This is a genomic window from Enterobacter cloacae complex sp. IR5441, from assembly GCF_049238215.1.
Lineage (GTDB): Bacteria > Pseudomonadota > Gammaproteobacteria > Enterobacterales > Enterobacteriaceae > Enterobacter > Enterobacter hormaechei_C.
Map to the genome: position 1 here is coordinate 317,114 of NZ_JBMKIA010000003.1, position 25,588 is coordinate 342,701.

Below are 25,588 nucleotides of genomic sequence, written 5' to 3' on the forward strand. Positions count from 1 at the left end.
CGGGCTTATTTCTTTCCGCTCAGCTCAAGGTGCTGTTTTAATAAATTCTCCGGTGGCGGCGGAAGCTGTAAATAATAGCCCTGCTCGATTAACGCCTTTTTGACTTTCTCAAGATCGGCGTTCACCAGCTTCTTACGGCCGTCCAGCGGCAGCAGCATCGCCAGCTGCGGTCGGCCAAAGCTTTTCATTAATTCTTCAGGCACGCGGGAAAAATCGTCTTTCTTTTCGACATAAAGGTAGGTCTGGTCGCGGCTGGTACTTCTGTAGATCACACAAAACATGTTTTTACTCTGAATTAACGGGTGGTTGCTTGCCTCAATATACTCCTGACTATAACATGCCTGATACTCTTCGGAATATCGCGGCGATGTGTTGCGGTTAATAGCAAATTGAGTAAGGCCAGGATGTCAAATACGCCCATCGAGCTTAAAGGCAGTAGCTTCACCTTATCAGTGGTTCATTTGCATGATGCAAAACCCGAGGTTATTCGTCAGGCGTTAGAAGACAAAATCGCGCAGGCTCCCGCTTTTCTTAAGCATGCTCCTGTCGTCATCAATGTAAGCGACCTTGAGGGGCCGGTTAACTGGAAGCGACTCCAGCAGGCCGTCGTCTCCACGGGGTTGCGCATCGTGGGTATTAGCGGCTGCAAAGACGCAGAGTTAAAAGCCGAAATTGAACGCGCGGGTTTGCCCTTGTTAAACGAGGGCAAAGAAAAAGCCCCGCGTGCAACGCCTGCAACCGTTCCCGCTCCCCCGCCTCCGGCGCAAAATGTAGCCCCAGTCACAAAAACGCGATTGATTGATCTGCCGGTTCGTTCCGGTCAGCGCATTTATGCGCCAAACTGTGATCTGATTGTTACAAGCCACGTCAGTGCGGGCGCAGAACTGATTGCAGATGGCAATATTCACGTTTACGGTATGATGCGTGGGCGTGCGCTTGCGGGCGCCAGCGGCGATCGAGAAGCACAAATTTTTTGTACTCACCTGACGGCAGAACTGGTGTCTATCGCAGGTGAATATTGGCTGAGCGATAAAATCCCAGCCGAATTTTATGGCAAAGCGGCCCGTCTGCAACTGGCAGATAACGCTTTGACCGTTCAACCGTTAAATTGATCCCTTTTAACAAGGAATTTCTATGGCACGCATTATTGTTGTGACTTCGGGTAAAGGAGGCGTTGGCAAGACCACCTCCAGCGCGGCCATCGCTACTGGTTTGGCCCAGAAGGGAAAGAAAACCGTCGTAATCGACTTCGATATCGGTCTGCGTAACCTGGACCTGATCATGGGTTGCGAGCGTCGCGTGGTGTATGACTTCGTGAACGTCATTCAGGGCGATGCCACCCTTAACCAGGCGCTGATTAAAGATAAGCGTACCGAGAACCTCTACATTCTTCCGGCGTCCCAGACCCGTGATAAAGACGCCCTGACCCGCGAAGGCGTGGAAAAGGTGCTCGACGATCTGAAAAAGATGGAGTTCGACTTCGTGGTCTGCGACTCCCCGGCCGGTATCGAAACCGGGGCTTTGATGGCGCTCTATTTCGCGGATGAAGCCATCATCACCACCAACCCGGAAGTCTCGTCAGTACGTGACTCCGACCGTATTCTCGGCATTCTGGCCTCGAAATCCCGTCGCGCGGAAAATGGCCAGGAGCCAATCAAAGAGCACCTGCTGCTGACCCGCTACAACCCGGGCCGGGTGAACAAAGGTGACATGCTGAGCATGGAAGACGTGCTGGAGATCCTGCGCATCAAACTGGTTGGCGTGATCCCGGAAGATCAGTCCGTGTTGCGCGCCTCTAACCAGGGCGAGCCCGTGATCCTGGATACACAGGCAGACGCAGGTAAAGCGTATGCGGATACCGTTGACCGTCTGCTGGGAGAAGAACGTCCTTTCCGCTTCATTGAAGAAGAGAAGAAAGGTTTCCTCAAACGCCTGTTCGGAGGATAAGTTATGGCATTACTGGACTTTTTTCTCTCGCGGAAAAAAAGCACCGCCAACATCGCAAAAGAACGTCTGCAAATCATTGTGGCGGAACGTCGTCGTAGCGACGCCGAACCGCACTACCTGCCGCAGCTGCGCAAAGACATTCTGGAAGTGATCTGCAAATACGTGCAGATTGACCCGGAAATGGTCACCGTTCAGCTGGAGCAAAAAGACGGGGATATTTCGATTCTGGAGCTGAACGTGACGCTTCCGGAAGCGGAAGAGTCGCGTTAATCCGTTTGTGGTTTTGTAGGCCGGGTAAGCATCGCGCCGCCCGGCAATTTCCCCGGTGGCGCTGCGCTTACCGGGGCTACAATTCTTTAGCGCGGATACCCTTCCAGCAGGGTATTCAGGCGTTCGGCCATCAGTTCCCCCCGCCATCCGGCGACCAGTTCCGGTAAACCATTTTGCGGTTTCAACTTCCAGTGCCAGTTCAGCAGCTGGTTAATCTGACGACGTGAAGCCAGCAGTTCGGCACTCAGTTTGCTTTCCCCCGCCACCGTCTGCACCAGCGCTTTGATATCTTTGAACGCCTTGCGGTAGCCCGGCATATCCATCAGGTTAAGCAGCGGTTCTGGCAGTGCGTCCTCTGGCAGTTGCTGAGCTTTCTCTACCAGCGCGAGCAGCGTTTTACCGTGGAAACGGATCTCACTTCCGGAAAGGCCAATGCTGTCCAGCTCACCAAGGCTACCCGGCATATAGCGCGCCACCGCCCACAGGTGTTCTTCACGCACCACGAAGTTAACCGCCAGATCGCGCTCACGCGCTTTACGCAGACGCCAGTCAGCCAGCAATTGCAGACAGGCCAGCTGGCGGGTGCGCAGCTGCCAGGCGTTGGTGATGTCACGCCAGGCTTCTTTCGGATCAACCACTTCCTGGCGACGCTGCTGCGTCATGCGGCACTCGTCCAGTGCGGCAGACAGCCAACCGGACGCCTCAGCCTCTTTCATGAGCTGGCCGGCAATTGGAAGAAGATAAAAGACGTCTGCCGCGGCGTATTCAAGCTGACGCGCCGTCAGCGGACGCGCGAGCCAGTCGGTACGCGATTCGCTCTTATCCAGCGTCAGACCGGTGTACTCTTCCACCATCGCCGCAAAACCCCAGGAGAGCGGACGACCGCTGAACGCCGCGAGGATCTGGGTATCAATCAGCGGCTGCGGCATGATGCCAAAGGTGTTGAGAAAGACTTCCAGATCTTCACTGCCCGCGTGCAGATATTTGGTCACGGCGGTATCCAGCAACAGCTCGCGCATTGGCGCCCAGTCGGTAATGCCGAGGGGGTCAATCAACGACACGTGTTTGCCGTCATACATCTGAATCAGACCCAGCTGCGGATAGTACGTTCGGGTGCGGACAAATTCCGTATCCAGGGCGATAGCGGGAAATTCACGCGTCACCTCGCACAGCGAAGCCAGCTCGTCGTTGGTAGTGATCATCTGGTAATTCAAATCGGACTCTCTTTTGTTTGCGCCCATAAAAAACGCCGGATTAACCGGCGTCTGGGCGATTAACGTGAAGCTCAGGCCTTATTGTCCACTTTGGCACGGGCTTCGTCACGTAATTCTCGTCGTAATATCTTCCCGACGTTGGATTTCGGCAGCTCATCCCGGAATTCCACCAGCTTCGGCACTTTATAGCCCGTCAGCTGACGGCGACAAAACGTTATCAGCGCATCCTCGGTCAGAGAAGGATCTTTCTTGACCACAAATATCTTCACCGCTTCACCGCTGCTGCCGGAAGGAACGCCCACCGCCGCCACTTCCAGCACGCCGCTGTGCTGCATCACCACGTCTTCGATTTCGTTCGGATAGACGTTGAACCCTGACACCAGGATCATATCTTTCTTGCGATCGACGATGCGCAGGAAGCCTTCGTCATCCATCACCGCGATGTCGCCCGTGTGCAGCCAGCCGTCTTTGATGATCTCATCCGTGGCATCCGGACGTTGCCAGTAGCCCAGCATCACCTGCGGCCCTCTGACGCACAGCTCTCCTGGCTCACCGTGAGGCACTTCGTTATCCTCATCATCCACCAGTTTTGCTTCCGTCGACGGGACCGGCAGACCGATACTGCCGCTGTGATAGTCGATATCATGCGGGTTAACGCTGACCAGCGGGGCGCACTCCGTCAGGCCATAGCCTTCCAGCAGATATTGCCCGGTGAGTTTCACCCAGCGCTCGGCAACCGCCTGCTGAACCGGCATCCCGCCACCCGCAGAGAGGTGCAGCGTGGAGAAATCGAGCTGCTGGAACTCTTTATTGTTAAGCAGCGCGTTAAACAGGGTGTTCACGCCGGTCATGGCGGTGAACGGGTATTTCGCCAGCTCTTTGACCAGCCCCGGAATGTCGCGCGGGTTGGTGATCAATACGTTTTGACCGCCAAGCTCAATAAACAGCAGGCAGTTCATGGTCAGCGCAAAAATGTGATACAGCGGAAGCGCGGTGATCACCAGCTCCTTGCCCGGGTGCAGCAGCGGCCCGTAGGTGGCATTAACCTGCTCAAGGTTCGCCAGCATATTTCGGTGGGTCAGCATCGCCCCTTTCGCCACGCCGGTGGTACCGCCCGTGTATTGCAGAAATGCCAGATCCTCAGACACGATCTCCGGCTTCACGTACTGCATCCGGTAGCCCGCATGCAGGGCGCGGCGGAAAGAGATGGCATCCGGCAGGTGGTATTTCGGCACCAGCCGCTTAACGTATTTAACGACAAAGTTGACCAGCGTACCTTTCGCGGTAGAGAGCTGGTCGCCCATGCGCGTCAGGATGACGTGTTTAACCTGGGTTCTTTCAACGACTTTTTCCAGCGTGTGGGCAAAGTTGGAGACAATCACAATCGCCGCCGCGCCGCTGTCATTCAACTGATGTTCCAGCTCGCGCGGGGTATAGAGCGGGTTAACGTTAACCACGATCATCCCTGCCCTGAGGATCCCGAACAGCGCCACCGGGTATTGCAGCAGGTTTGGCATCATCAGCGCGACGCGATCCCCTTTCTGCAAGCCCAACCCTTCCTGTAAATAGGCTGCAAACGCCCGGCTGCGCTCTTCCAGCTTACGGAAGGTCATCACTTCGCCCATATTCACAAATGCAGGCTGGTCAGCGTAACGCCGTACCGAGTGTTCAAATAATTCAATCAGGGATTGATAACGGTCAGGATTGATCTCCGCAGGGACATCCGCGGGATAACGGTTAAGCCAAACCTTTTTCAATGCATCACCTCTGAAATGAGTGTTCGTCGTCATCACAGCCCCGATAATAAACAGTTTGTTAACATTATATTAACTCAGCGTACCAGTTTATTAATTGTTCAGATTGCAGGTTGCGAAGCGCGTCACTCTTTTTTTTCGTTTTATCCGTAAAAAAACAGAGACAGCGGCTGAGCCGCTGTCTCTTTCCTAACAATAACAGTAAGTTACTCAGTTACGATTGTTTGAACCTGTGCAGGGCCTGGATTGTACCAACCCCAGCCACCGTAGCCGTAACGATACGGATGCGGTCCCCACATCCACGGATCGATTGGCTGTGGCGGCATCACCACCTGCTGGGCGATACGCCAGCGTTTGTAGCCGTTCACCTGCATGGTCATAAATTTGTATGGCGTATTGCCGATTTTCCCGGCCACCGAACCGGTAATCGGCCCGACGACGGTCACCAGCTGCCCGCGGAAATCTACCGGATCGAGGAAGCCGCTGACGTCAGCGTAGATCCGCCCGCGCGAGGCTTCACCCAGAACAGGCCGCGCGCCGTCGTCCAGCGGGACAGTGGCAATCTCCAGTCGGGTTTTACCCTGCTGGTTTATCACTTCAACCACCTTGCCGCCAAACCGCGCTTCCTGCCCGACATACAGCTCCGGGGCATTCATCACGCGTACCAGATCTTGCTGTGGCGTCGGGCTGGTGCCCTTGATCGCATCAGGAACGGTGACGCACCCGCTCAGTGCTATGGCAACCGCGCCTGCCATAAGAAAGCGTACAACTTTAGTCTGAACCGCCATGATGCGACTCCTTTTTCTCAGTTCCTGTTACTGAGATTCACTCGCGGCCAGGAAGTTTCTTCCACGCGACGGTGTTTCGTAAATAAACCGGTTCAGCATGTTCAACCGCCACGGTTTTTCCTGCGGCAAGTAGCTGACAGGCAATCGGCAGCATATCTTCTGCGGCGGGCAGGAGAATGTTACCATCCACCAGCGTAAGGCCGGTGTCCTTCGCCATCTCAGGCCATGCCGGCCAGCCGGTTCCGACCGTCGCCCACTCACCGGAGAGCTGTTTCAGGCGCCCGGTGACGGCTTCAGGTTTAAGCACCGCTTCCGTCTCTTCGCCGTGCCAGACGCCGTTTTCGTCACGGGTGTACTCCGCCCAGTAGACTTCCCCCATGCGGGCATCAATCGCAGCTAGCACGCGGGTGGCCCCGGTCATGCGCCAGGCGCCCTGAGCCATGGTCGCAAGCGTTGAGACGCCGATCATCGGCAGGTCAGCGCCCAGCGCCAGCCCCTGCGCAATGCCAATCCCGATACGTACGCCCGTAAAGCTGCCCGGACCACGGCCGTAGGCCAGCGCGTCGAGGTCAGTCAGGGCGGTGTTGCCCTCGGTTAAAATGGTTTTTACCAGGGGCAGAATACGTTGAGTGTGTTCCCGTGGGCACTCTTCAAAATGAGCAAAAGTCGTACCGTCGTTCCACAGGGCAACGGAACAGGCCTCTGTCGCGGTATCAATAGCCAGAATTCGCATCAGTCGTCGCGCTCTCGCAATGGTCAGTCACAAAATGGCGCGCATCTTAACACACTCCGGGAAGAATTACTCCGCCGTCGGGTTCGCCAGGAAGCGGACCGCGCGTTTAATATCCCGCGTGCGCGGCGCGGGCGGCAGGCTGGCGAGGAAGGTGGCGCCGTAGGGACGCATCACCAGGCGGTTGTCGCAGATCACCAGCACCCCGCGGTCGGTGACGTCGCGGATCAGTCGCCCTACCCCCTGTTTAAGCGTGATGACCGCGTCCGGCAGCTGGACGTCGTCGAACGGATCGCCCCCGCGCAGACGGCAATCCTCCATGCGCGCTTTCAGGAGCGGATCGTCCGGCGATGTGAACGGCAGCTTATCGATAATCACCAGCGAGAGCGTATCGCCGCGCACGTCCACCCCTTCCCAGAAGCTGCTGGTCGCCACCAGCAGGGCATTACCGGCGCTGACAAACTGCTGGAGCAGCTGGCCTTTGCTGGTTTCCCCCTGCAACAGCACCGGTAGCGTCATGGTGGCGCGGAACTGCTCGGCCAGATCGCGCATCATGGCGTGTGAGGTGCAGAGCATAAAGCAGCGCCCGTTGTTGGCCTCAATCATCGGCTTCAGCATGGCCGCCAGATGGCGCGCCGCGCCCGGCTGGTTAGGCAGCGGCAGATTGCGCGGCACGCACAGCAGCGCCTGTTTCTCATAGTCGAACGGGCTCGGCAGAAGCAGGGATTCCGCCTGCTCAATGCCGAGGCGCTCGGTAAAGTGGTGCAGATCGTCATTGACCGACAGCGTGGCCGAGGTAAAGACCCAGGTGCCGGGCTTTTGCGCCATCACCTCTTTGAATTTATCAGCAACGGTCAGCGGCGTGAGCGCCAGGGTGAAGTGGCGCGAGGTACATTCGTACCAGTAGCTATAGCCCGGCTGGTTGATCTCTTTCAGCCGCTTCAGCCGCCCACGGTAGAGCGTGGCGCGCTCGAAAGCGGCGTCCAGCAGCGCTGAACGTCCGAGGGACAGCTTCGCCACGTCGTAACAGAGTTCAAGGGCATCATCGAGCAGCAGCAGCGCGCGCTGGATATTTTTGTCTGCGAGCAGTTCGCGCAGGTTGCCGCGATAGCCCGGCTCGCCAAGCTGTAAGCGGAAATCCTGTGCACATTGCGCCAGGCGGTCCGCGCACTTCTGCAACTGCTGGGTATCTTTGAGTTCGGTGCGATAGGCAATGGTAATATCTTTCGCCAGATCCTGAAGCTGACGGCTGGAGAGCGACTGACCAAAATACTGGCTGGCGATGTCCGGTAGCTGATGGGCTTCATCGAAGATCATCACCTCCGCCTCCGGGATCAGCTCGCCGAAACCACTGTCTTTGACCACCATATCCGCAAGAAACAGGTGATGGTTCACCACCACCACGTCGGCGTCCATCGCGGTTTTACGCGCTTTCACCACAAAACAGTCCTTATACAGCGGGCAGTCGCTGCCGAGGCAGTTGTCATTGGTGCTGGTCACCAGCGGCCAGGCCGGGGAGTCTTCCGGCACGCTCGCGCAGGTGCTGATGTCCCCCTCCTCCGTCTGGTTGGCCCAGGCGCGCAGGACGATCACATCGCTCAGGGTTTGTACCGGCAGGTCGCCGCCCGCCAGCGCCTGCTGTTCAAGACGCTCCAGACACAGGTAGTTAGAACGCCCTTTCAGCAAGGCCAGACGCCCTTTGTATTTCAGCGCTTTCGCCACCGTGGGTAAATCGCGGCTGTAGAGCTGATCCTGGAGCGCTTTTGATCCCGTAGAGATGATCACCTTTTTTTTCGCCCGCAGCGCAGGAGCGAGGTAAGCATACGTTTTCCCCGTACCGGTGCCGGCCTCCACGACCAGCGGCTGAGCCTTGTCGATGGCGTGCGCGACGGCATGCGCCATCTGACGTTGGGGTTCGCGCGGTTTAAAGCCGGGAATAGCCTGTGCTAACTGACCTTCTGGGGAAAAATCGTCTGCCACGGTGTTCTCTCACTGTATTTTTGCACAGGGATTATGTCAGCCCCTTCTCTCCGGTGCCACCCCAAATAGTGACGACGGCGGAACATTATGGCAGTCTTGCCGCCTGACGACGAAAGATAACGAGGATACGTTTATGACAATTACGCGCATTGATGCCGAAGCCCGCTGGTCTGACGTGGTGATCCACAACCAGACGCTGTACTACACCGGCGTCCCTGCCAATCTGCACGCTGACGCCTTCGAGCAGACCGCCAACACCCTGGCGCAGATCGACGCCGTACTGGAAAAACAGGGCAGCGATAAATCCCGCATTCTGGATGCGACGATTTTTCTGGCGAATAAAGACGATTTCGCGGCGATGAATAAAGCCTGGGATGCGTGGGTCGTGGCGGGTCACGCGCCTGTACGCTGCACCGTACAGGCCACGCTGATGAAACCGGAATATAAGGTTGAGATCAAGATTATCGCGGCAGTGTAAGCCGGTTATTCTTCATCTTCATCCTCAAAGCGCGCCACGATCCGCTCGCCGGTATGGGTGGCGCGAAGTTCTTCCGCGACCTGGGAAATTGCCTGTCCGCTGCTCATCCCCTGGGACATCAGCTCCTGAATACGTTCAACGGCTTTCTGCTGTTGGTCATGGCTGAGAGAAGGTAAACCTGCAAACATCGTTAACTCCTGCTAAATTATTCGCGCTAATTATTTCACGCTGCCCGGTAGTATGCCATACATGAACATGCGCTTCCCCACTGTTATGACCTTGCCCTGGCGTGCAGACGCCGCCGAGTTCTGGTTTGCCCGTCTGAGCCACCTGCCTTTTGCGATGCTCCTGCACTCCGGGCATGCGGATCATCCCTACAGCCGCTTTGATATTCTGGTGGCCGACCCGGTTAAAACGCTGACGACCGATGCGCTGTCGCCAACGGACGATCCGCTGATGCGGCTCCAGAACGAGATCCATGCTCTGGGCTTTTCTGCCACACCGGATCCGGATCTGCCTTTCCAGGGGGGCGCGCTGGGCCTGTTTGGTTACGATCTGGGTCGCCGTTTCGAAAAGCTGCCCGAGCATGCGCAGGCGGATATTTCCCTGCCGGATATGGCGGTGGGGCTGTATGACTGGGCGCTGATCGTGGATCACCGTAAGCAGACGGTTTCTCTGCTAAGCCACCGGGACGTGCAAGCGCGTCTGGCCTGGCTTGAGGCGCAACGGCCCGCCGCCCCGGAACACTTTATGCTAACCTCCGGCTGGCGCTCGAACATGAGCGCGGAGGAATACGCGGAAAAATTCTCCCGCGTGCAGGCGTATCTTCACAGCGGCGACTGTTATCAGGTCAACCTCGCCCAGCGTTTCCAGGCGGCATACGAGGGAGACGAATGGCAGGCGTTTACCCGCCTCAATGCCAGCAATAAGGCCCCGTTCAGCGCATTTTTACGCCTTGAACACGGCGCCATCCTCAGCCTTTCGCCTGAGCGTTTTATTCACCTGGCTGACGGTATGATTCAGACCCGCCCGATAAAGGGCACCCTGCCGCGCCTTGCCGATGCCGACGCCGACCGTCAGCAGGCGGAGACGCTGGCGGCCTCGCCGAAAGATCGCGCTGAAAACCTGATGATTGTCGATCTGATGCGCAATGATATTGGCCGCGTCGCCGAGCCGGGCAGCGTGCGCGTGCCGGAGCTGTTCGTCGTGGAGCCATTCCCGGCGGTGCATCATCTGGTCAGCACCATCACCGCACGTCTGCCGGCCTCGCGAACCGCCTGCGATCTGCTCCGCGCCGCGTTTCCGGGCGGCTCCATTACCGGCGCGCCGAAGGTCCGGGCGATGGAGATCATCGACGAACTGGAACCGCATCGCCGCAACGCCTGGTGCGGCAGCATCGGCTATGTGAGTCTGTGCGGCACCATGGATACCAGCATCACTATTCGCACCCTGACGGCCTGCGACGGTAACCTGTACTGTTCCGCAGGCGGTGGCATTGTGGCCGACAGCCAGGCGGAGGCGGAATATCAGGAAACCTTTGATAAAGTGAATCGTATCCTGAAACAACTGGAGAACTCACGGTGAAGAAAGACAACCTGACGCTGGATGATTTTCTGTCGCGCTTTCAGCTTCTGCGGCCCCAGGTTAACCGCGCCACGCTGAATCAACGTCAGGCGGCGGTGCTGATCCCGGTCGTGCGTCGTGAGCAGCCGGGTCTGTTGCTTACCCAGCGCTCACCGCATATGCGAAAACACGCCGGTCAGGTTGCGTTCCCGGGCGGCGCGGTGGACAGCACCGATGCATCCCTGATTGCCGCCGCACTGCGCGAAGCGCATGAGGAAGTGGCGATCCCCCCGGAGGCGGTCGAGGTGATCGGCGTGCTGCCGCCAGTGGACAGCGTAACCGGTTTTCAGGTCACGCCGGTCGTTGGCATTATTCCGCCCGATCTTCAGTATCACGCCAGCGTCGATGAAGTTTCAGCGGTATTCGAAATGCCGCTGGAAGAGGCCCTTCGTCTGGGTCGCTATCACCCGCTGGATATTCACCGCCGCGGACACGATCATCGGGTCTGGCTGTCGTGGTATCAGCATTATTTTGTCTGGGGCATGACGGCAGGCATCATTCGTGAGCTGGCCCTGCAAATCGGCCTGAAGCCTTGACTATACTTTACATTCCACCCTTTTCTGGCAGGTTTGCGATCGGCGTCGCGCTATTAGCAAAACCATCGTTAACCATTAGTTTAATTCATGTGAATAGTTAAGCCGAGGTTGGTGTTCCCTCTTACACTATGCGCAGTTATAACATCGTTACTGGAACCCCAGTAACCCTGTCAGGAGTGTGAAAGTGATTAGTATATTCGACATGTTCAAAGTGGGGATTGGTCCATCTTCTTCCCACACTGTAGGGCCGATGAAGGCCGGTAAACAGTTCGTCGATGATCTGGTCGAAAAAGGATTACTGGAAAGCGTTACCCGTGTCGCCGTAGACGTTTACGGTTCACTGTCATTAACGGGTAAAGGCCACCACACCGATATCGCCATTATTATGGGTCTGGCGGGCAATATGCCGGACACAGTTGATATTGATGCCATTCCGGCATTTATCCGCGACGTGGAAACGCGCGGTCGTTTGCTGCTGGCTAACGGCCAGCACGAAGTGGACTTCCCGCAGGATGACGGGATGCGTTTTCGTAGCGACAACCTGCCGCTGCATGAAAACGGCATGACCATCCACGCCTGGAGTGGCGAAAAAGAGATCTACAGCAAAACTTACTACTCCATCGGCGGCGGCTTTATCGTTGACGAAGAACACTTTGGTAAAGAGAGCGCGGGCGACGTCAATGTGCCCTATCCGTTTAAATCGGCCACCGAGATGCTGGGCTACTGCAAAGAGACCGGTCTGTCCCTGTCAGGCATGGTGATGCAGAACGAACTGGCGCTGCACAGCAAGAAAGAGATCGAAGACTATTTTGCTAACGTGTGGCAAACCATGCGCGCCTGTATTGACCGCGGGATGAACACCGAGGGTGTTCTGCCTGGGCCACTGCGCGTGCCGCGTCGTGCCTCTGCTCTGCGCCGCATGCTGGTCACTACCGACAAGTTCTCCAATGACCCAATGAACGTGGTCGACTGGGTGAACATGTTTGCCCTCGCGGTTAACGAAGAGAACGCAGCGGGTGGTCGCGTCGTGACGGCGCCAACCAACGGCGCGTGCGGTATCGTTCCGGCGGTGCTGGCCTATTACGATCACTTTATTGAGCCCGTGACGCCGGACATCTATATCCGCTATTTCCTCGCGGCAGGTGCTATCGGCGCGCTGTACAAAATGAATGCGTCCATCTCTGGTGCCGAAGTAGGCTGTCAGGGTGAAGTGGGCGTGGCCTGCTCTATGGCAGCAGCGGGTCTGGCGGAACTGCTGGGCGCCAGCCCTGAGCAGGTGTGCGTGGCGGCGGAAATCGGTATGGAGCACAACCTCGGTCTGACCTGTGACCCGGTTGCCGGCCAGGTGCAGGTGCCGTGCATTGAGCGTAACGCCATCGCCTCCGTCAAAGCGATCAACGCCTCACGTATGGCGATGCGCCGTACCAGCGAGCCACGCGTGTCGCTGGATAAGGTTATTGAAACTATGTACGAAACCGGCAAGGACATGAACGCGAAGTACCGTGAGACCTCGCGCGGCGGTCTGGCCATTAAGGTGCAGTGCGACTAAGCCTTCCTTTCGCCCATCTGCAACGGATGGGCGAATTTTCCCCTCTCGTCTCGTCGCTTCACGTATTCCCCACTACACTGTCACTGTTGCGTCTGGCTTTTCCGGCCGGTGCTTAACAGGCGACCGTTCATGCAAACTGCACAAACGATCATTAAAGACTATCGCCGAAAACGCGTTATCGTCTGTGTCACGGTTGCGCTCGTTACGCTCGTCCTGACGCTGGGTATTCGCTTTATTTCACAGCGCAACATAAATCAGGATCGGATCCACGACTTTACCCACCACACCGTGCGTGCGCTTGATAAGGTGCTTCTTTCGTTAGAGGCCCAGCGGGAAACGCTACTTTCACTGGTTGGCATACCCTGTTCCGAAGCAAATCTGATCCTGCGAAAACAGGCGGCGATCCTCCAGACCGTACGCTCCATCGCCCTCATTCAAGACGGAATACTGTATTGCTCAAGCGTCTTTGGCAGCCGTAATGTGCCCGTCAGTGAGTTTGTGCCGGAGCTGCCGGTCAGTGAATCCAGGCTGTTGCTGCTGACCGATCGGTGGCTGGTAAAAGGCAGCCCGGTACTGATTCAGTGGTCTCCCCTCGCGAGCGACGGCAACGACGGGGTGATGGAGGTGGTGAATATCGATCTCATCACTAAAATGATTCTCGAGCCGCAGCGGCCGCAGATCACCGACGTTGTCCTGAGAGTAGGAGATAACTTCCTCCGCGACGGGCAACAGGTGACGACTACGCCGACCTTCGATGAAAACGCCTCCCTGCTGGAACAATCGTCACAGCATTACCCTTTCAGCGTCACGGTGAGCGGCCCCGGGCCTGGCGAAATGGCGTTAAAAAATCTGCCCACCCAGCTGCCGCTGGCGTTAATGCTCAGCTTACTGATGGGCTATATCGCCTGGCTCGCCACCGCGCGGCGCATCAGTTTCACCTGGGAAATCAATATGGGAATTGCGGCCAGGGAGTTTGAGCTCTTCTGCCAGCCGCTGGTGAATGCCCGCACCCGGGAATGCGTCGGCGTCGAGATCCTCCTGCGCTGGAACAACCCGCGTCAGGGATGGATTTCGCCCGATGTCTTTATCCCTCTGGCCGAAGAACATAACCTGATTGTTCCGCTTACCCGCTACGTCATCAGCGAAACGGTGCGGCAGATAGGCTATTTCCCGGCTTCGCGCGATTTCCATATCGGCATTAACGTGGCCGCCAGCCATTTTCGTCGCGCTGCGCTGATCCAGGATCTCAACCGCATCTGGTTTAACGCCAGCCCTGTACAACAGTTGATCGTGGAATTAACCGAACGCGATGCGTTGCTGGATGTGGATTACCGCATAGTGCGGGAGCTGCACCGCAAAGGGGTGAAACTTGCGATTGATGATTTTGGTACCGGCAACAGCTCACTTTCATGGCTAGAAAAACTGCATCCGGATGTGCTGAAAATTGATAAATCCTTCACCACCGCGATCGGCACCGACGCCGTTAACTCAACGGTAACGGATATTATTATTGCGCTGGGTCAGCGGCTGAATATTGAACTGGTTGCGGAAGGGGTGGAAACCGAGGAGCAGTCACGCTACCTGCGCCGTCACAGCGTACATATTTTGCAGGGGTACTTGTATGCGCGGCCAATGCCGCTGCGCGAGTTTCCGAAATGGCTGGCGGAAAGTCACTCTCCGCCAGCCCGCCACAACGGACACATCGTGCCCTTACTGCCGTTACGCTAGATAGCGTTACTCTTCTTCGTCGTGTGCAGAGTGCTCTTTAACAATACGCACCATATCAACGCGATAGTCGTTGGCTTCGACGATAGTAATTTGCAGCGGCGGCAGCTCCAGCACATCACCAATACGCGGGATCTGCCCGTTAACGGCAATCACCAGCCCCGCGACGGTGGCAATGTCTTCATCATCATTGACCACGTTTTCGACGCCCAGCGTGTGCGAGAGCGCGTGCAGGTCGGTGGTGCCTTTCACCAGCCAGCCGTCACCGTCGGCAACGATTTCCGGGGTTTCATCCGCATCAGGGAATTCACCGGCAATGGCTTCCAGCACGTCCAGCGGCGTCACCAGGCCCTGTACCACACCAAATTCATTGGTGACGATAACAAAGCTCCCGCGGGCACGACGCAATACGCCCAGCAGGTTGATCGGATCCAGCGTCTCCGGTACCACGATGGCGGGCGACGCGGCCGCTACGGCCTCGACGTTAACGCCCTCTTCCAGCGCCACCAGCATCTCTTTCGCGCGTACCACACCGATAATCTCATCCAGCTCACCCCGGCAGACCGGGAACAGGCTGTGTGGCGAGGAGAGCAGCTGCTGACGAATTTCGTCGACGCTCAGGTTGGCGTCCACCCAGCTGATCTCACCGCGCGGCGTCATAATGCCGCGCAGGGAGCGGGAAGCCAGCGAAAGCACGCCGTTGATCATGTAGCGTTCTTCTTCCACAAACGCGCCTTCCGGCACCGGAACCGGGTTACGGTTCTCGTTATCAGCCTGCACGTTGACCTGACGACGTCCGCCCATCAGTCGCAGAATCGCATCTGCGGTACGGGCTCGCAGCGGCTGATTCGACTGCTGCTTAATAAAGTTACGGCGCGCAATCTGGTTAAACAGCTCGATCAGAATCGAGAAGCCAATCGCGGCGTACAGGTAGCCTTTCGGAATATGGAAGCCAAACCCTTCTGCCACCAGGCTCAGACCAATCATCAGCAGGAAGCTCAGACACAGCACAACGACCGTCGGATGCTGGTTGACGAAACGCGTCAGCGGTTTTGACGCCAGCAGCATTACCGCCATCGCAATCACCACCGCCGCCATCATCACCGGCAGATGGTTCACCATGCCGACTGCCGTAATCACCGCATCCAGAGAGAAGACCGCATCAAGCACCACAATCTGGAGAACAACCACCCAGAAGCTGGCGTAACCCTTACCGTGGCCATCATCGTGCTGCCGGTTCTCCAGCCGTTCATGCAGCTCTGTTGTGGCTTTGAACAGCAGGAACAGGCCCCCCACCAGCATGATTAAATCGCGGCCGGAGAAGGTGAAATCCATGACGGTGAACAGCGGCTTCGTCAGGGTAACCATCCACGAGATCACAGACAGCAAGCCCAGACGCATGATCAGCGCCAGCGAGAGGCCGATCAGACGGGCTTTATCACGCTGTTTCGGCGGGAGCTTATCCGCGAGGATGGCGATAAACACCAGGTTATCAATACCGAGAACGATCTCCAGCACGACCAGCGTAAGCAAGCCTACCCAGATTGACGGGTCCATTAAGAATTCCATGACACGCTCCTGCTAAAGGAATGACAAAACGGTGCCCCGCTGATTTCGGGCATTTCAAAGGGAATGAGAGTCGATGCGTGGCGAAGATCGCCGATGAATAAGGCGCGGAATGGCCTGGAAGATGACTGACGTCGGTGACGGTCCATATAGTGGGCTGTAGCCCTATACTCCTGAATAATTAAACGGACGCTAAACATATCAGAGACAATTGGTTTTTAGCAAAGATTTACGTTCCTTTGCAAACTTCTGTAACACACGCGGATTAACTTAAAGAAAAATCTGTAAGGCGTAGCTAAATTACGGATCTTCATCACATAAATTATTTTTTCACTATCTAAAATAATTCGCGGAAGTCTTAGTTTTTTGAACTCTAACCCTTATCTGAATCGATTCGGTTCGCCAATACGATTCTCAGTGCGCCTGCCTGGCAGACGTATACATGATAATAAAAGGAGGTAGCAAGTGACCATTGCTATTGTCATAGGCACACATGGTTGGGCTGCGGAGCAGTTACTCAAAACGGCAGAAATGCTGTTGGGCGAGCAGGAAAACGTCGGCTGGATCGATTTCGTTCCCGGTGAAAATGCCGAGACGCTGATTGAAAAATACACTGCTCAGCTTGAGAAGCTGGATACCAGCAAAGGCGTGCTGTTTCTCGTGGATACATGGGGCGGCAGCCCGTTCAACGCTGCCAGCCGCATTGTCGTCGATAAAGAGCATTATGAAGTCGTCGCCGGGGTGAATATCCCGATGTTGGTGGAAACCTTCATGGCGCGTGACGACAACCCAGGTTTTGATGAACTGGTGGCACTGGCGGTGGAAACCGGTCGCGAAGGCGTGAAGGCGCTGAAAGCGCAGCCGGTTGAAAAACCGGCCCCTGCCCCTGCTGCACCAAGGGCGGCAGCACCGGCGAAGCCAATGGGTCCGAACGATTACATGGTTATCGGCCTTGCGCGTATTGATGACCGTCTGATCCACGGCCAGGTGGCAACACGCTGGACCAAAGAGACCAACGTACAACGCATCATCGTGGTCAGTGACGAAGTGGCCGCCGACACTGTCCGTAAAACCCTTCTTACCCAGGTTGCACCGCCGGGCGTCACCGCGCACGTCGTGGATGTCGCCAAAATGATCCGCGTTTACAACAACCCGAAATATGCGGGTGAGCGCGTGATGCTTCTCTTCACCAACCCGACAGACGTCGAACGCATTGTTGAAGGCGGCGTGAAAATCACCTCCGTTAACATTGGCGGTATGGCATTCCGTCAGGGCAAAACGCAGGTCAACAACGCGATTTCAGTGGATGCGAAAGATATCGAGGCCTTCAACAAACTGAATGCACGCGGTATCGAACTGGAAGCCCGTAAGGTTTCCACGGACCAGAAACTGAAAATGATGGATTTGATCGGCAAAGTGGGGAAATAAGCCCGGGCCGGTTTTTCATATAGAGCTTATGTAATAGGAGAAGTGCAATGGAGATTACTACTCTTCAGATTGTGCTGGTGTTCATCGTCGCATGTATTGCGGGTATGGAGTCCGTACTTGATGAATTTCAGTTCCACCGCCCTCTGGTGGCCTGTACGTTGATTGGCGCCGTTCTCGGTGACATGAAAACCGGTATCATCATCGGTGGTACTTTGGAAATGATCGCCCTCGGCTGGATGAACATCGGTGCGGCAGTTGCGCCAGATGCCGCGCTGGCGTCCATTATTTCAACCGTTCTGGTTATCGCTGGTCATCAGAGTATTGGTGCCGGTATCGCGCTGGCCATCCCGCTGGCCGCAGCGGGTCAGGTGCTGACCATTATCGTCCGTACTATTACCGTTGCCTTCCAGCACGCGGCGGATAAGGCGGCCGAAAACGGCAACCTCACCGCGCTCTCCTGGATCCACGTTTCTTCCCTGTTCCTGCAAGCGATGCGTATCGCAATCCCTGCGGTTATCGTGGCGATTTCTGTCGGTACCAGCGAAGTTCAGGGCATGCTGAATGCGATCCCTGAAGTGGTTACCAGCGGTCTGAATATCGCCGGGGGTATGATCGTGGTGGTCGGTTATGCGATGGTCATCAACATGATGCGCGCGGGCTACCTGATGCCATTCTTCTACCTTGGCTTCGTTACCGCTGCGTTCACCAACTTCAACCTGGTTGCGCTGGGTGTGATTGGTGCGGTGATGGCGATTCTTTATATCCAGCTCAGCCCGAAATACAACCGTGTCGCGGGTGCCCCTGCGCAGGCTGCTGGTAACAACGATCTCGATAACGAACTGGACTAACAGGTGAGCGAAATGGTTGATATGACAAAAACTACCACTGAGAAAAAACTCACTCCGGGTGATATTCGTGGCGTGTTCATCCGTTCTAACCTGTTTCAGGGTTCATGGAACTTCGAACGTATGCAGGCGCTCGGCTTCTGCTTCTCCATGGTGCCGGCCATCAAACGCCTGTATCCGGAAAACAACGAAGCACGCCGTCAGGCAATTAAGCGTCACCTGGAATTCTTCAACACCCATCCTTATGTTGCGGCGCCTGTTCTGGGCGTGACGCTGGCAATGGAAGAGCAGCGTGCGAACGGGGCTGAAATCGACGATGGTGCCATCAACGGTATCAAAGTTGGTCTGATGGGGCCGCTGGCAGGCGTGGGCGACCCGATCTTCTGGGGTACCGTGCGTCCGGTCTTTGCGGCGCTGGGCGCCGGGATCGCCATGAGCGGCAGCCTGCTCGGTCCTCTGCTGTTCTTCATCCTGTTCAACGCGGTGCGTCTGCTGACCCGTTACTACGGCGTGGCGTACGGCTATCGTAAAGGGGTGGATATCGTTAAGGATATGGGCGGCGGCTTCCTGCAAAAACTGACTGAGGGGGCGTCAATCCTCGGCCTGTTTGTAATGGGGGCGCTGGTTAACAAGTGGACGCACGTGAACATCCCGCTGGTGGTATCGACGATCACTGGTCAGGATGGTCAGACGCGCGTTACCACCGTGCAGACGATTCTGGACCAGCTGATGCCGGGCCTGGTACCGCTGCTGTTAACCTTCGCCTGTATGTGGCTGCTGCGTAAGAAAGTGAACCCGCTGTGGATCATCGTTGGCTTCTTCGTCATCGGTATCGCGGGCTACGCCATCGGCCTTCTGGGTCTGTAATAAAATGCGTTACCGACCGGGGGCTTGCCCCCGGTCTTTTTATCTGGAGGATGAATGACTGTCACGGACACCGTACTGGTTTTATTTATTGTTGCCCTTCTGGCTTACGCGATCTATGACGAGTTCATTATGCCTCGCCGCCACGGCGAGACGCTGCTGACCCTTCCCCTCTTACGCCGTGGACGCATTGATGCGTTTATCTTCGCCGGTCTGGTAGTCATCCTGATTTACAATAATGTGACCAGCCACGGCGCAATATTAACCACATGGTTATTATGTGCGCTGGCATTAATGGCGATTTACCTGTTCTGGATCCGCTCGCCAAAACTCATTTTTAAAAAACACGGATTCTTCTTCGCCAATGTCTGGATAGAATATAACCGTATTAAAGAGATGAATTTATCCGAAGACGGGGTTCTGGTGATGCAATTAGAACAACGCCGCCTGCTCATCCGGGTCAAAAATATTGATGACCTGGAAAAGGTCTACAAATTACTCGTTAAAACTCAATGAGTTAATATTATAGCATCGGCTATATATTGCATTATTCTTAAACAAGCAATATAGCCGATGCTATATCTCCTCTGTTAATTGCCTTATATTTGTTAACGATATTTTCACGCATAAATCTAAATGAAAATCGTTATCAATATAGTGGCTATATAAAGCCATCTTCGTTGTTGTTTTATATTCTCAAAATATGTTAAGGTTGCGCCCGTCGTTGGGGAGTAGCCGATTTCCTGCCTGCGGGAAATGTACGTGTCAACATACTCGTTGAAAAACGTGGCGCGTACGGATCGTTTTCAGCACACTTACTGTGCCAAAAGCGATCAGGCGAGACCATAGATACATCAACTGCTGTTTACTGGGGGCAGTGATGTGTCATATGGATATCCCCGGTCTGGACGCTCTTATGAATATCTCCGCTACGATCCTTCTGGCTTTTGGCATGTCCATGGACGCATTTGCCGCCTCTATTGGTAAAGGTGCCACCCTCCATAAACCTAAATTTTCCGACGCCCTGCGTACCGGTCTCATCTTTGGTGCTATCGAAACGCTGACGCCGCTTATCGGCTGGGGTCTGGGGATGCTCGCCAGCCAGTTCGTGCTGGAGTGGAATCACTGGATTGCTTTCGTGCTGCTGGTGTTCCTCGGCGGACGCATGGTGATTGAAGGCTTTCGTGGTAACGGCGATGAAGATGATGCGCCGCTGCAACGCCACGGCTTCTGGCTTCTGGTGACAACCGCCATCGCAACCAGCCTGGATGCAATGGCCGTGGGTGTCGGTCTGGCGTTTTTGCAGGTCAATATTATCGCCACCGCGCTGGCGATTGGCTGCGCCACGCTCATCATGTCAACGCTGGGGATGATGGTGGGTCGGTTCATTGGCCCGCTGTTAGGCAAACGAGCCGAAATTCTGGGCGGTATCGTGTTGATCGGGATTGGTGCCCAAATCCTTTGGGCACACTTCGCGGGTTAACCTTCGCGCTGCCAGCAATGGATGCTGAAATCCGTCTGGCAGCGAAATTCTGTCTGCGCTGCCAGCGTTTCCCACACCTCTGGTTTTGCCCGCCATGCAAACGGCGTCATTTGCAGTAACGCCACCGCTTCACTTCCCTGCAACGTCATTTCATACGCTACCGACTGCGCCTGCTTTAACGCAAAGCCCGCCAGCTGTTCAGAGTGCGGCGCATGCAGGTGAACTTCATCATAGATCAGCCCTTTTAGCTCCAGCAGATGACGCGGCCCTGGCGTGACGGTAATAACCCAGCCGCCGGGCTTAACGACGCGCGCCAGCTCCTCTGCCTTGCACGGCGCATAGATACGCACCACGGCGTCCATACTCGCTTCCTCAAACGGCAGGCGGTGGCTGGAGGCCACGCAGAACGTTACTGCTGAGTAGCGTTTGGCTGCCGCACGGATAGCCACTTTCGACACGTCCAGCCCGTAAGTCTCGGCGCCCTTCTCAGCCGCCACGTCAGCAAACGTGGCGGTGTAGTAACCTTCGCCGCAGCCGATATCCAGCATGGCGGATACGCCTTCTGTCAGAGATTGACGGAGTAAGGCGACAACGGCATCCCTGAGCGGTTGATAGTGCCCGGCATCGAGAAACGCCCGGCGCGCCTGCATCATCTCCGCGCTGTCACCCGGGTCCCGGGAGCGCTTGTGCTGTACCGGCAGAAGATTTACATAGCCCTCTTTCGCCCGGTCAAACTGATGTCCCTGTGGACAGATAAACGTTTTCTCCGCGCACGTCAGCGGCGCGTGGCAAAGGGGACAACTGAAAGACATGACAGCTCCAGGGCGTAAACCAAAAGGCGAAGTGTACCGCTATTCGCCAGGGTTATAAACGGCTGGGTGACGCATCACGATCAGATGGTCAGAATCTGCCGGCAGCCCGTCTGGCTTCACGTTTTCCAGGCGCAGGACGTTACCCATAATTTCGCTGAACACGGGCGCGGAAACGGCCCCGCCGTAATAGGCACCGTTTTGTGGATCGTTGATCACCACCACCAGCGCAAAACGGGGATCGCTGGCAGGCGCAACGCCTGCGGTATAGGCGACGTATTTATCCACATACTTACCGTGTTCATCGATTTTTTTGGCCGTTCCGGTTTTTATCGCCACGCGATAGTTACGCACCGCCGCTTTGATCCCGCCACCGCCGGGTAACGCAACGCTCTCCATCATGTGCTCCACCTCGTGAACAATTTCCTCGGGCATCACCCGCTTGCCAATCACCGGCGGGTCGATTCGGGTGATGGACAGAGGCCGTTCAATGCCATAGCTGCCGATGGTGGCATACACATGCGCCAGCTGGAGGGGGGTGACCATCAGGCCATACCCAAAGGCAAAGGTCGCCCGGTCTAACTGGCTCCAGAATTTTCGCTGCGGCAGTAAACCTGCGCTTTCTCCCGTTAAGCCAAGCCCGGTACTCTCGCCAAAACCAAAGTGTTTATAGGTATCCAGTAACCGTTGCACGGGCATCGCCAGCGAAAGACGGGATACGCCTGTGTCGCTAGATTTTTGCAAAATCCCGGTCATCGTCAGCTCGGGGTAGTAGCCCACATCACGAATACGATGACCATCAATGGTGTAGGGATGCGTATCTATCACGCTGTCAGGCTGTACCAGCCCCTGCTGTAGCGCCGTCATCAGCACCAGAGGCTTAACGGTCGAGCCAGGTTCAAAGGTGTCGCTGATCGCGCGATTGCGAAAATCATCCAGCGTTGCCCCTTCCCGGTTGTTGGGGTTGAAGTCGGGGAAGCTCGCCATCGCCAGAATTTCGCCCGTTCGGATATTAATCAGCACCGACGCGCCTGACTCGGCTTTGTTCCACGCCACGGCATTATCCAGCGCGTCTTCGGTGATAGTTTGCAGGCGTTCATCGATACTAAGCTGGATATTATGTGCAGGTACGGGAGCCACCTCCGTAAGGTTCTCCACCACATGTCCGTAGCGATCTTTCCTGACCAGCCGCACGCCTGCCTTCCCGGTAAGCTGCGTGTTAAAGCTTTTCTCGACGCCCTCAATGCCCTGACCATCAATATTGGTGAAGCCAATCAGGTTCGCCGCCACGTGCCCGGCAGGATAAAAGCGGCGGGACTCATCGCGAAGGTTGATACCGGGGAGACGCAGCTTATCGATCCACTTTGCCTGGGCGGGATCAACCTGACGGGCCAGGTAAATAAATCGCCCGTGCGGGTTACTGTTAATTCGCGATGCGAGCGTGCTCAGAGAAAGGTGTAAGGCATTTGCCAGGGCCTGCCAGCGCGAGTCAAAACCGATCCCCCCTTTTTCCAGCACTGTTTTGGGATCGGCCCAGACGGCCTGGACGGGTACGCTCACCGCAAGGGGTCGCCCTTCACGGTCAACAATCATCCCACGCGGGGCGTCTATCGCCACTTCGCGCAGGGAGCGCATATCCTCCTGCTTCACCAGATTATCCGGTTTGATAATTTGTAGCCACGCTACGCGGCCCAGCAGAAACGCAAGGCTACAAAAGATGGCGAGACACAGAAGTGCAAAACGTGCCGGAGTAAAATTTCCGGTGGTGGTTATTGTCTTTTTTTTCACCTTAACCCCAGGGCTGTTAATCAACGCCCTGATTTAACGAGAAAAGCGGATAATAAGGCGGGAAAACAATGCTAATAATCTCGCGGGTTTGCAACAAGATAATAACAGAGGAGGATTACGTAATATTTTGAAAAATAAGCGTATAAAAAAAGCCCCGCATCGGCGAGGCTTATGTCTGAGATCGAAGCGCTGAGCGCTTCAGTCAGCAGTGATTCGATCAGATAGCAGTTACGTTAACCGCAGCTGGGCCTTTCTGGCCATCCTGAATTTCGAACTCAACGTTCTGGCCTTCAGCCAGAGTTTTGAAGCCGTTACCCTGGATTGCAGAGAAGTGTACGAACACGTCTTTGCTGCCGTCAGCAGGAGTAATGAAACCAAAACCTTTAGACTCGTTGAACCACTTAACTTGACCTTTAATCTTTGCCATTTGCAAAATTCCTTAGAGTGTTTTCTTAGCCCGCGGGCTTTGACATAGATAAAACTGAGACATTACTGCTTGAGGCACTAATATAAGGTTCGGCAGAGAAGCGGTATTCAACGACAACGTGTTTACTCAGGACTTCTTTACTGAAAATGCCACACATAAACAGAACTGTACCTCGTTTGACCCAAAACGTGTTATCACACACAACGTTTAATATGGCAAGCCATTTTTAAACGTGTCTCGATCCGCCGCACAAATTCAGACGTTACTCCATAACAATCTGCACAGTTATGCGAATTGTCAAATGAAGCGCCACCTGACCTCACTGCCCGCAGGGTGCGTTGACGCGCCCTGTAATCAAAGACTTTTTAAACATAGCTCAATCATTTCAAAGCGTCCATCCCAATCCCAGAATTTCTTTAAAGGAATGACTGAGTTAGAACATTTTGTGAAAAGTTATGCTGAAAACATTGCAACGCACCAACATGTGTCAGGGAATATACGATGTTAATTACATTTTGCTAACTGTATTAAAAACCACCATTTAATAAGTGTTATTCTGCACCAAAATAATGAAATTTTTATGACTCTGCCTCAAAACAAGGCAAGCAAAACGTTTCGATAAAAATAAAACACTTCAGGAAAGATAAAGCACACTATTTATTCAACGAAACTGAATTTGTTAAATAAGGATAAATATTCGCCAGTTTTCAGTGTGCTAAAACATGAGTTAACTGCTGCTTAATTAAATGCCGGGAAGTTGTGGGATGCATTTGATAAGGGAGGGGATTTACGCCGTACGTCAGGCCACCTCCCCGCTCCGGGCAGACTATCGTTCAGCTACCAGGCGAATGAAGTCTTCCTCGTCTTGTTGTTGAGCAACAGCGTCCTTCGGTACCGCTTTCTCCTCCGGCTCGTTGGCTTCGCACAATCGACGCAGCAGCGCAGTCTGCCGTTTCTGCTGATCGAGCAATGCTTCCAGCAGCTCAATCTGCTCGTTTGTGCGGGAGCTGGCGCGGTTAACGAAAAACCACAGCACCAGCCCAACGACCAGCACCAACAAAGACATTACCAGGGATGCAATGCTCAGCAGCCCCGAATTCAGTAACTCACCCATTTCACCACCTCAGTAAAAACCGCCATTTTACCACTGCCGCCGCGTAAGGACATCACTCAGCGTAAAAATGGTCTCTACCAGGGGATAAACTTATTGATTGAACAAATGCCGCTAAAGAACTGTACATCCTGATCGCACATCACATTGATAGTCTGCGTCCACAGCACCACGCATGCTATCAACACTATAATCAGAATTACCCAGCGTATTTTTTTCACTCCACACTCCGTCTTATGACCTGATACAGCCAGGTTATCACGGTTATCTTAAACAGGGGCTAACTGTACCTTCAACAGACGCTTTTCGGAATCGTGCACTTGTTTCACTGCGTAAAGCCGTTACGCTTACTCTATGACAACAAAGAAAAAAGAGGCAACGATGCGTTTACTTATTCGTACAGTAATTGTACTGGCCATTGTCTGGATCGGCCTGTTATTAAGTGGGTACGGCGTATTAATGGGGAGCAAAGAAAATGCCGCGGGTCTGGGTATCCAGTGTAAATATCTTACCGCCCAGGGGATAAGCACGGCTCAGTACATCCATTCCGACAGCGGGATCATCGGGTTAACCAACTGTCCTGTGCTGCGTAAATCATCTGTTGTGGTTGATAACGGTTAATCCGCGTTGAATTTCGCTTACAGAAACGCCGCAAAAGTGCGGCGTTTCTATT

28 protein-coding genes, 1 pseudogene and 1 riboswitch are annotated in these 25,588 nt (G+C 55.1%); of the genes and pseudogenes, 14 read left to right on the forward strand and 15 right to left on the reverse strand.

Going from position 1 to position 25,588, the window contains the following annotated elements; all coding sequences use genetic code 11:
• Positions 1-5: 5 nt before the first annotated feature.
• Entirely contained in the window at positions 6-281 is a 276-nt protein-coding gene (locus tag ACOTX5_RS06025) for a YcgL domain-containing protein (protein ID WP_015570312.1), read from the reverse strand.
• A gap of 123 nt (positions 282-404) precedes the next feature.
• Here ACOTX5_RS06025 and minC point away from each other — a divergent pair, with 123 nt between their 5' ends.
• The 3 genes from minC to minE are packed head-to-tail and all read left to right on the forward strand — an operon-like array spanning position 405 to position 2,217.
• Positions 405-1,112, forward strand: a complete 708-nt coding sequence (gene minC / locus ACOTX5_RS06030) for a septum site-determining protein MinC (protein WP_063438895.1) — start codon at positions 405-407, stop codon at positions 1,110-1,112.
• A 22-nt stretch (positions 1,113-1,134) separates the two neighbouring features.
• Positions 1,135-1,947: a septum site-determining protein MinD gene (gene minD / locus ACOTX5_RS06035; RefSeq protein WP_003859938.1), complete on the forward strand. Its 813-nt coding sequence runs from the start codon at positions 1,135-1,137 to the stop codon at positions 1,945-1,947.
• A gap of 3 nt (positions 1,948-1,950) precedes the next feature.
• Complete coding sequence (minE, locus tag ACOTX5_RS06040; protein ID WP_003859937.1) at positions 1,951-2,217, forward strand: cell division topological specificity factor MinE; 267 nt, start codon at positions 1,951-1,953, stop codon at positions 2,215-2,217.
• A gap of 86 nt (positions 2,218-2,303) precedes the next feature.
• On the opposite strand, the gene rnd is transcribed toward minE, so the two are convergent.
• From rnd to ACOTX5_RS06065, 5 genes are all read right to left on the reverse strand, one after another.
• A complete protein-coding gene (gene rnd / locus ACOTX5_RS06045; protein WP_122959317.1) occupies positions 2,304-3,419 on the reverse strand; it encodes a ribonuclease D in 1,116 nt (371 codons plus the stop codon).
• A gap of 83 nt (positions 3,420-3,502) precedes the next feature.
• Positions 3,503-5,188 (reverse strand): long-chain-fatty-acid--CoA ligase FadD, encoded by a 1,686-nt coding sequence (fadD, locus tag ACOTX5_RS06050; protein ID WP_017693264.1) that lies wholly within the window; start codon positions 5,186-5,188, stop codon positions 3,503-3,505.
• A gap of 203 nt (positions 5,189-5,391) precedes the next feature.
• Positions 5,392-5,973 (reverse strand): Slp family lipoprotein, encoded by a 582-nt coding sequence (locus ACOTX5_RS06055; RefSeq protein ID WP_023303883.1) that lies wholly within the window; start codon positions 5,971-5,973, stop codon positions 5,392-5,394.
• Between the two features lie 37 nt (positions 5,974-6,010).
• Positions 6,011-6,706, reverse strand: coding sequence for a tRNA (adenosine(37)-N6)-threonylcarbamoyltransferase complex dimerization subunit type 1 TsaB (gene tsaB, locus ACOTX5_RS06060; protein ID WP_045615407.1), 696 nt, complete (start codon positions 6,704-6,706; stop codon positions 6,011-6,013).
• Positions 6,707-6,772: 66 nt separating this feature from the next.
• A complete protein-coding gene (locus ACOTX5_RS06065; protein WP_023303884.1) occupies positions 6,773-8,683 on the reverse strand; it encodes an ATP-dependent DNA helicase in 1,911 nt (636 codons plus the stop codon).
• A 133-nt stretch (positions 8,684-8,816) separates the two neighbouring features.
• Here ACOTX5_RS06065 and ACOTX5_RS06070 point away from each other — a divergent pair, with 133 nt between their 5' ends.
• Positions 8,817-9,161 carry a RidA family protein gene (locus ACOTX5_RS06070; RefSeq protein ID WP_045911200.1) on the forward strand — a complete coding sequence of 115 codons (345 nt, stop codon included), beginning with the start codon at positions 8,817-8,819 and terminating at the stop codon, positions 9,159-9,161.
• 5 nt (positions 9,162-9,166) lie between these two features.
• Here the strand turns inward: ACOTX5_RS06070 and ACOTX5_RS06075 are convergent, their stop codons facing one another.
• A complete protein-coding gene (locus tag ACOTX5_RS06075; protein WP_003859925.1) occupies positions 9,167-9,349 on the reverse strand; it encodes a YoaH family protein in 183 nt (60 codons plus the stop codon).
• A 61-nt stretch (positions 9,350-9,410) separates the two neighbouring features.
• Here ACOTX5_RS06075 and pabB point away from each other — a divergent pair, with 61 nt between their 5' ends.
• The 4 genes from pabB to ACOTX5_RS06095 all read left to right on the forward strand — a co-directional run bounded on the left by pabB (position 9,411) and on the right by ACOTX5_RS06095 (position 14,597).
• On the forward strand, positions 9,411-10,745 hold the full coding sequence (pabB, locus tag ACOTX5_RS06080; protein ID WP_032671649.1) for an aminodeoxychorismate synthase component 1: 1,335 nt from the start codon (positions 9,411-9,413) through the stop codon (positions 10,743-10,745).
• Entirely contained in the window at positions 10,742-11,320 is a 579-nt protein-coding gene (locus ACOTX5_RS06085) for a CoA pyrophosphatase (RefSeq protein WP_017384324.1), read from the forward strand. Before pabB ends, ACOTX5_RS06085 begins: the two co-directional genes overlap by 4 nt.
• Positions 11,321-11,504: 184 nt before the next feature.
• Complete coding sequence (gene sdaA / locus ACOTX5_RS06090) at positions 11,505-12,869, forward strand: L-serine ammonia-lyase (RefSeq protein ID WP_003859920.1); 1,365 nt, start codon at positions 11,505-11,507, stop codon at positions 12,867-12,869.
• 129 nt (positions 12,870-12,998) lie between these two features.
• Positions 12,999-14,597, forward strand: a complete 1,599-nt coding sequence (locus ACOTX5_RS06095) for an EAL domain-containing protein (RefSeq protein ID WP_015570305.1) — start codon at positions 12,999-13,001, stop codon at positions 14,595-14,597.
• Positions 14,598-14,603: 6 nt separating this feature from the next.
• Here ACOTX5_RS06095 and yoaE read toward each other — a convergent pair whose 3' ends face one another.
• Both yoaE and ACOTX5_RS06105 read right to left on the reverse strand, forming a co-directional pair.
• Complete coding sequence (gene yoaE / locus ACOTX5_RS06100; protein WP_006810992.1) at positions 14,604-16,163, reverse strand: CNNM family cation transport protein YoaE; 1,560 nt, start codon at positions 16,161-16,163, stop codon at positions 14,604-14,606.
• A complete protein-coding gene (locus ACOTX5_RS06105) occupies positions 16,151-16,360 on the reverse strand; it encodes a protein YoaL (protein WP_077579975.1) in 210 nt (69 codons plus the stop codon). Before ACOTX5_RS06105 ends, yoaE begins: the two co-directional genes overlap by 13 nt.
• Before the next feature lie 265 nt (positions 16,361-16,625).
• Between ACOTX5_RS06105 and manX the strand changes: the two genes are divergently transcribed.
• From manX to mntP, 5 genes are all read left to right on the forward strand, one after another.
• On the forward strand, positions 16,626-17,588 hold the full coding sequence (gene manX / locus ACOTX5_RS06110) for a PTS mannose transporter subunit IIAB (protein ID WP_017384327.1): 963 nt from the start codon (positions 16,626-16,628) through the stop codon (positions 17,586-17,588).
• Between the two features lie 47 nt (positions 17,589-17,635).
• The gene (gene manY, locus ACOTX5_RS06115; protein WP_003859914.1) at positions 17,636-18,436 is read left to right on the forward strand and encodes a PTS mannose transporter subunit IIC; all 801 of its coding nucleotides are present in this window, start codon (positions 17,636-17,638) and stop codon (positions 18,434-18,436) included.
• Between the two features lie 12 nt (positions 18,437-18,448).
• Complete coding sequence (locus ACOTX5_RS06120; RefSeq protein ID WP_045911197.1) at positions 18,449-19,300, forward strand: PTS mannose transporter subunit IID; 852 nt, start codon at positions 18,449-18,451, stop codon at positions 19,298-19,300.
• A 54-nt stretch (positions 19,301-19,354) separates the two neighbouring features.
• Complete coding sequence (locus tag ACOTX5_RS06125) at positions 19,355-19,813, forward strand: DUF986 family protein (protein ID WP_045911196.1); 459 nt, start codon at positions 19,355-19,357, stop codon at positions 19,811-19,813.
• Between the two features lie 198 nt (positions 19,814-20,011).
• A riboswitch (yybP-ykoY riboswitch) is annotated at positions 20,012-20,212 on the forward strand.
• Position 20,213: 1 nt separating this feature from the next.
• On the forward strand, positions 20,214-20,780 hold the full coding sequence (gene mntP / locus ACOTX5_RS06130) for a manganese efflux pump MntP (RefSeq protein WP_023296797.1): 567 nt from the start codon (positions 20,214-20,216) through the stop codon (positions 20,778-20,780).
• Here the strand turns inward: mntP and rlmA are convergent.
• The 6 genes and pseudogenes from rlmA to mgrB all read right to left on the reverse strand — a co-directional run bounded on the left by rlmA (position 20,777) and on the right by mgrB (position 25,136).
• Complete coding sequence (gene rlmA / locus ACOTX5_RS06135; RefSeq protein WP_045911195.1) at positions 20,777-21,592, reverse strand: 23S rRNA (guanine(745)-N(1))-methyltransferase; 816 nt, start codon at positions 21,590-21,592, stop codon at positions 20,777-20,779. The two genes, mntP and rlmA, sit on opposite strands and share 4 nt — an antisense overlap.
• A 39-nt stretch (positions 21,593-21,631) precedes the next feature.
• A complete protein-coding gene (gene ftsI, locus ACOTX5_RS06140; RefSeq protein WP_045911194.1) occupies positions 21,632-23,377 on the reverse strand; it encodes a peptidoglycan glycosyltransferase FtsI in 1,746 nt (581 codons plus the stop codon).
• A gap of 217 nt (positions 23,378-23,594) precedes the next feature.
• Positions 23,595-23,804, reverse strand: coding sequence for a transcription antiterminator/RNA stability regulator CspE (gene cspE / locus ACOTX5_RS06145; RefSeq protein ID WP_001062678.1), 210 nt, complete (start codon positions 23,802-23,804; stop codon positions 23,595-23,597).
• A 12-nt stretch (positions 23,805-23,816) separates the two neighbouring features.
• A pseudogene (locus tag ACOTX5_RS06150) lies at positions 23,817-23,961 on the reverse strand (DUF2627 domain-containing protein).
• A 669-nt stretch (positions 23,962-24,630) separates the two neighbouring features.
• Positions 24,631-24,918 carry a YebO family protein gene (locus ACOTX5_RS06155; protein WP_032648590.1) on the reverse strand — a complete coding sequence of 96 codons (288 nt, stop codon included), beginning with the start codon at positions 24,916-24,918 and terminating at the stop codon, positions 24,631-24,633.
• A gap of 74 nt (positions 24,919-24,992) precedes the next feature.
• Positions 24,993-25,136: a PhoP/PhoQ regulator MgrB gene (mgrB, locus tag ACOTX5_RS06160; RefSeq protein WP_003859906.1), complete on the reverse strand. Its 144-nt coding sequence runs from the start codon at positions 25,134-25,136 to the stop codon at positions 24,993-24,995.
• Positions 25,137-25,296: 160 nt separating this feature from the next.
• On the opposite strand from mgrB, the gene ACOTX5_RS06165 reads away from it, so the two are divergent.
• Entirely contained in the window at positions 25,297-25,536 is a 240-nt protein-coding gene (locus ACOTX5_RS06165; protein WP_017384332.1) for a YobH family protein, read from the forward strand.
• Positions 25,537-25,588 lie beyond the last annotated feature (52 nt).

What these genes read in the sequence shown, in the direction of transcription:
- ACOTX5_RS06025 (WP_015570312.1), bottom strand. Translation starts at nt 281, where the DNA reads ATGTTTTGTGTGATCTACAGAAGTACCAGCCGCGACCAGACCTACCTT.
- minC (WP_063438895.1), top strand. Translation starts at nt 405, where the DNA reads ATGTCAAATACGCCCATCGAGCTTAAAGGCAGTAGCTTCACCTTATCA.
- minD (WP_003859938.1), top strand. Translation starts at nt 1,135, where the DNA reads ATGGCACGCATTATTGTTGTGACTTCGGGTAAAGGAGGCGTTGGCAAG.
- minE (WP_003859937.1), top strand. Translation starts at nt 1,951, where the DNA reads ATGGCATTACTGGACTTTTTTCTCTCGCGGAAAAAAAGCACCGCCAAC.
- rnd (WP_122959317.1), bottom strand. Translation starts at nt 3,419, where the DNA reads ATGATCACTACCAACGACGAGCTGGCTTCGCTGTGCGAGGTGACGCGT.
- ACOTX5_RS06055 (WP_023303883.1), bottom strand. Translation starts at nt 5,973, where the DNA reads ATGGCGGTTCAGACTAAAGTTGTACGCTTTCTTATGGCAGGCGCGGTT.
- tsaB (WP_045615407.1), bottom strand. Translation starts at nt 6,706, where the DNA reads ATGCGAATTCTGGCTATTGATACCGCGACAGAGGCCTGTTCCGTTGCC.
- ACOTX5_RS06070 (WP_045911200.1), top strand. Translation starts at nt 8,817, where the DNA reads ATGACAATTACGCGCATTGATGCCGAAGCCCGCTGGTCTGACGTGGTG.
- ACOTX5_RS06075 (WP_003859925.1), bottom strand. Translation starts at nt 9,349, where the DNA reads ATGTTTGCAGGTTTACCTTCTCTCAGCCATGACCAACAGCAGAAAGCC.
- pabB (WP_032671649.1), top strand. Translation starts at nt 9,411, where the DNA reads ATGAACATGCGCTTCCCCACTGTTATGACCTTGCCCTGGCGTGCAGAC.
- ACOTX5_RS06095 (WP_015570305.1), top strand. Translation starts at nt 12,999, where the DNA reads ATGCAAACTGCACAAACGATCATTAAAGACTATCGCCGAAAACGCGTT.
- yoaE (WP_006810992.1), bottom strand. Translation starts at nt 16,163, where the DNA reads ATGGAATTCTTAATGGACCCGTCAATCTGGGTAGGCTTGCTTACGCTG.
- ACOTX5_RS06105 (WP_077579975.1), bottom strand. Translation starts at nt 16,360, where the DNA reads ATGTTTAGCGTCCGTTTAATTATTCAGGAGTATAGGGCTACAGCCCAC.
- manY (WP_003859914.1), top strand. Translation starts at nt 17,636, where the DNA reads ATGGAGATTACTACTCTTCAGATTGTGCTGGTGTTCATCGTCGCATGT.
- ACOTX5_RS06120 (WP_045911197.1), top strand. Translation starts at nt 18,449, where the DNA reads ATGGTTGATATGACAAAAACTACCACTGAGAAAAAACTCACTCCGGGT.
- ACOTX5_RS06125 (WP_045911196.1), top strand. Translation starts at nt 19,355, where the DNA reads ATGACTGTCACGGACACCGTACTGGTTTTATTTATTGTTGCCCTTCTG.
- mntP (WP_023296797.1), top strand. Translation starts at nt 20,214, where the DNA reads ATGAATATCTCCGCTACGATCCTTCTGGCTTTTGGCATGTCCATGGAC.
- rlmA (WP_045911195.1), bottom strand. Translation starts at nt 21,592, where the DNA reads ATGTCTTTCAGTTGTCCCCTTTGCCACGCGCCGCTGACGTGCGCGGAG.
- cspE (WP_001062678.1), bottom strand. Translation starts at nt 23,804, where the DNA reads ATGGCAAAGATTAAAGGTCAAGTTAAGTGGTTCAACGAGTCTAAAGGT.
- ACOTX5_RS06155 (WP_032648590.1), bottom strand. Translation starts at nt 24,918, where the DNA reads ATGGGTGAGTTACTGAATTCGGGGCTGCTGAGCATTGCATCCCTGGTA.
- ACOTX5_RS06165 (WP_017384332.1), top strand. Translation starts at nt 25,297, where the DNA reads ATGCGTTTACTTATTCGTACAGTAATTGTACTGGCCATTGTCTGGATC.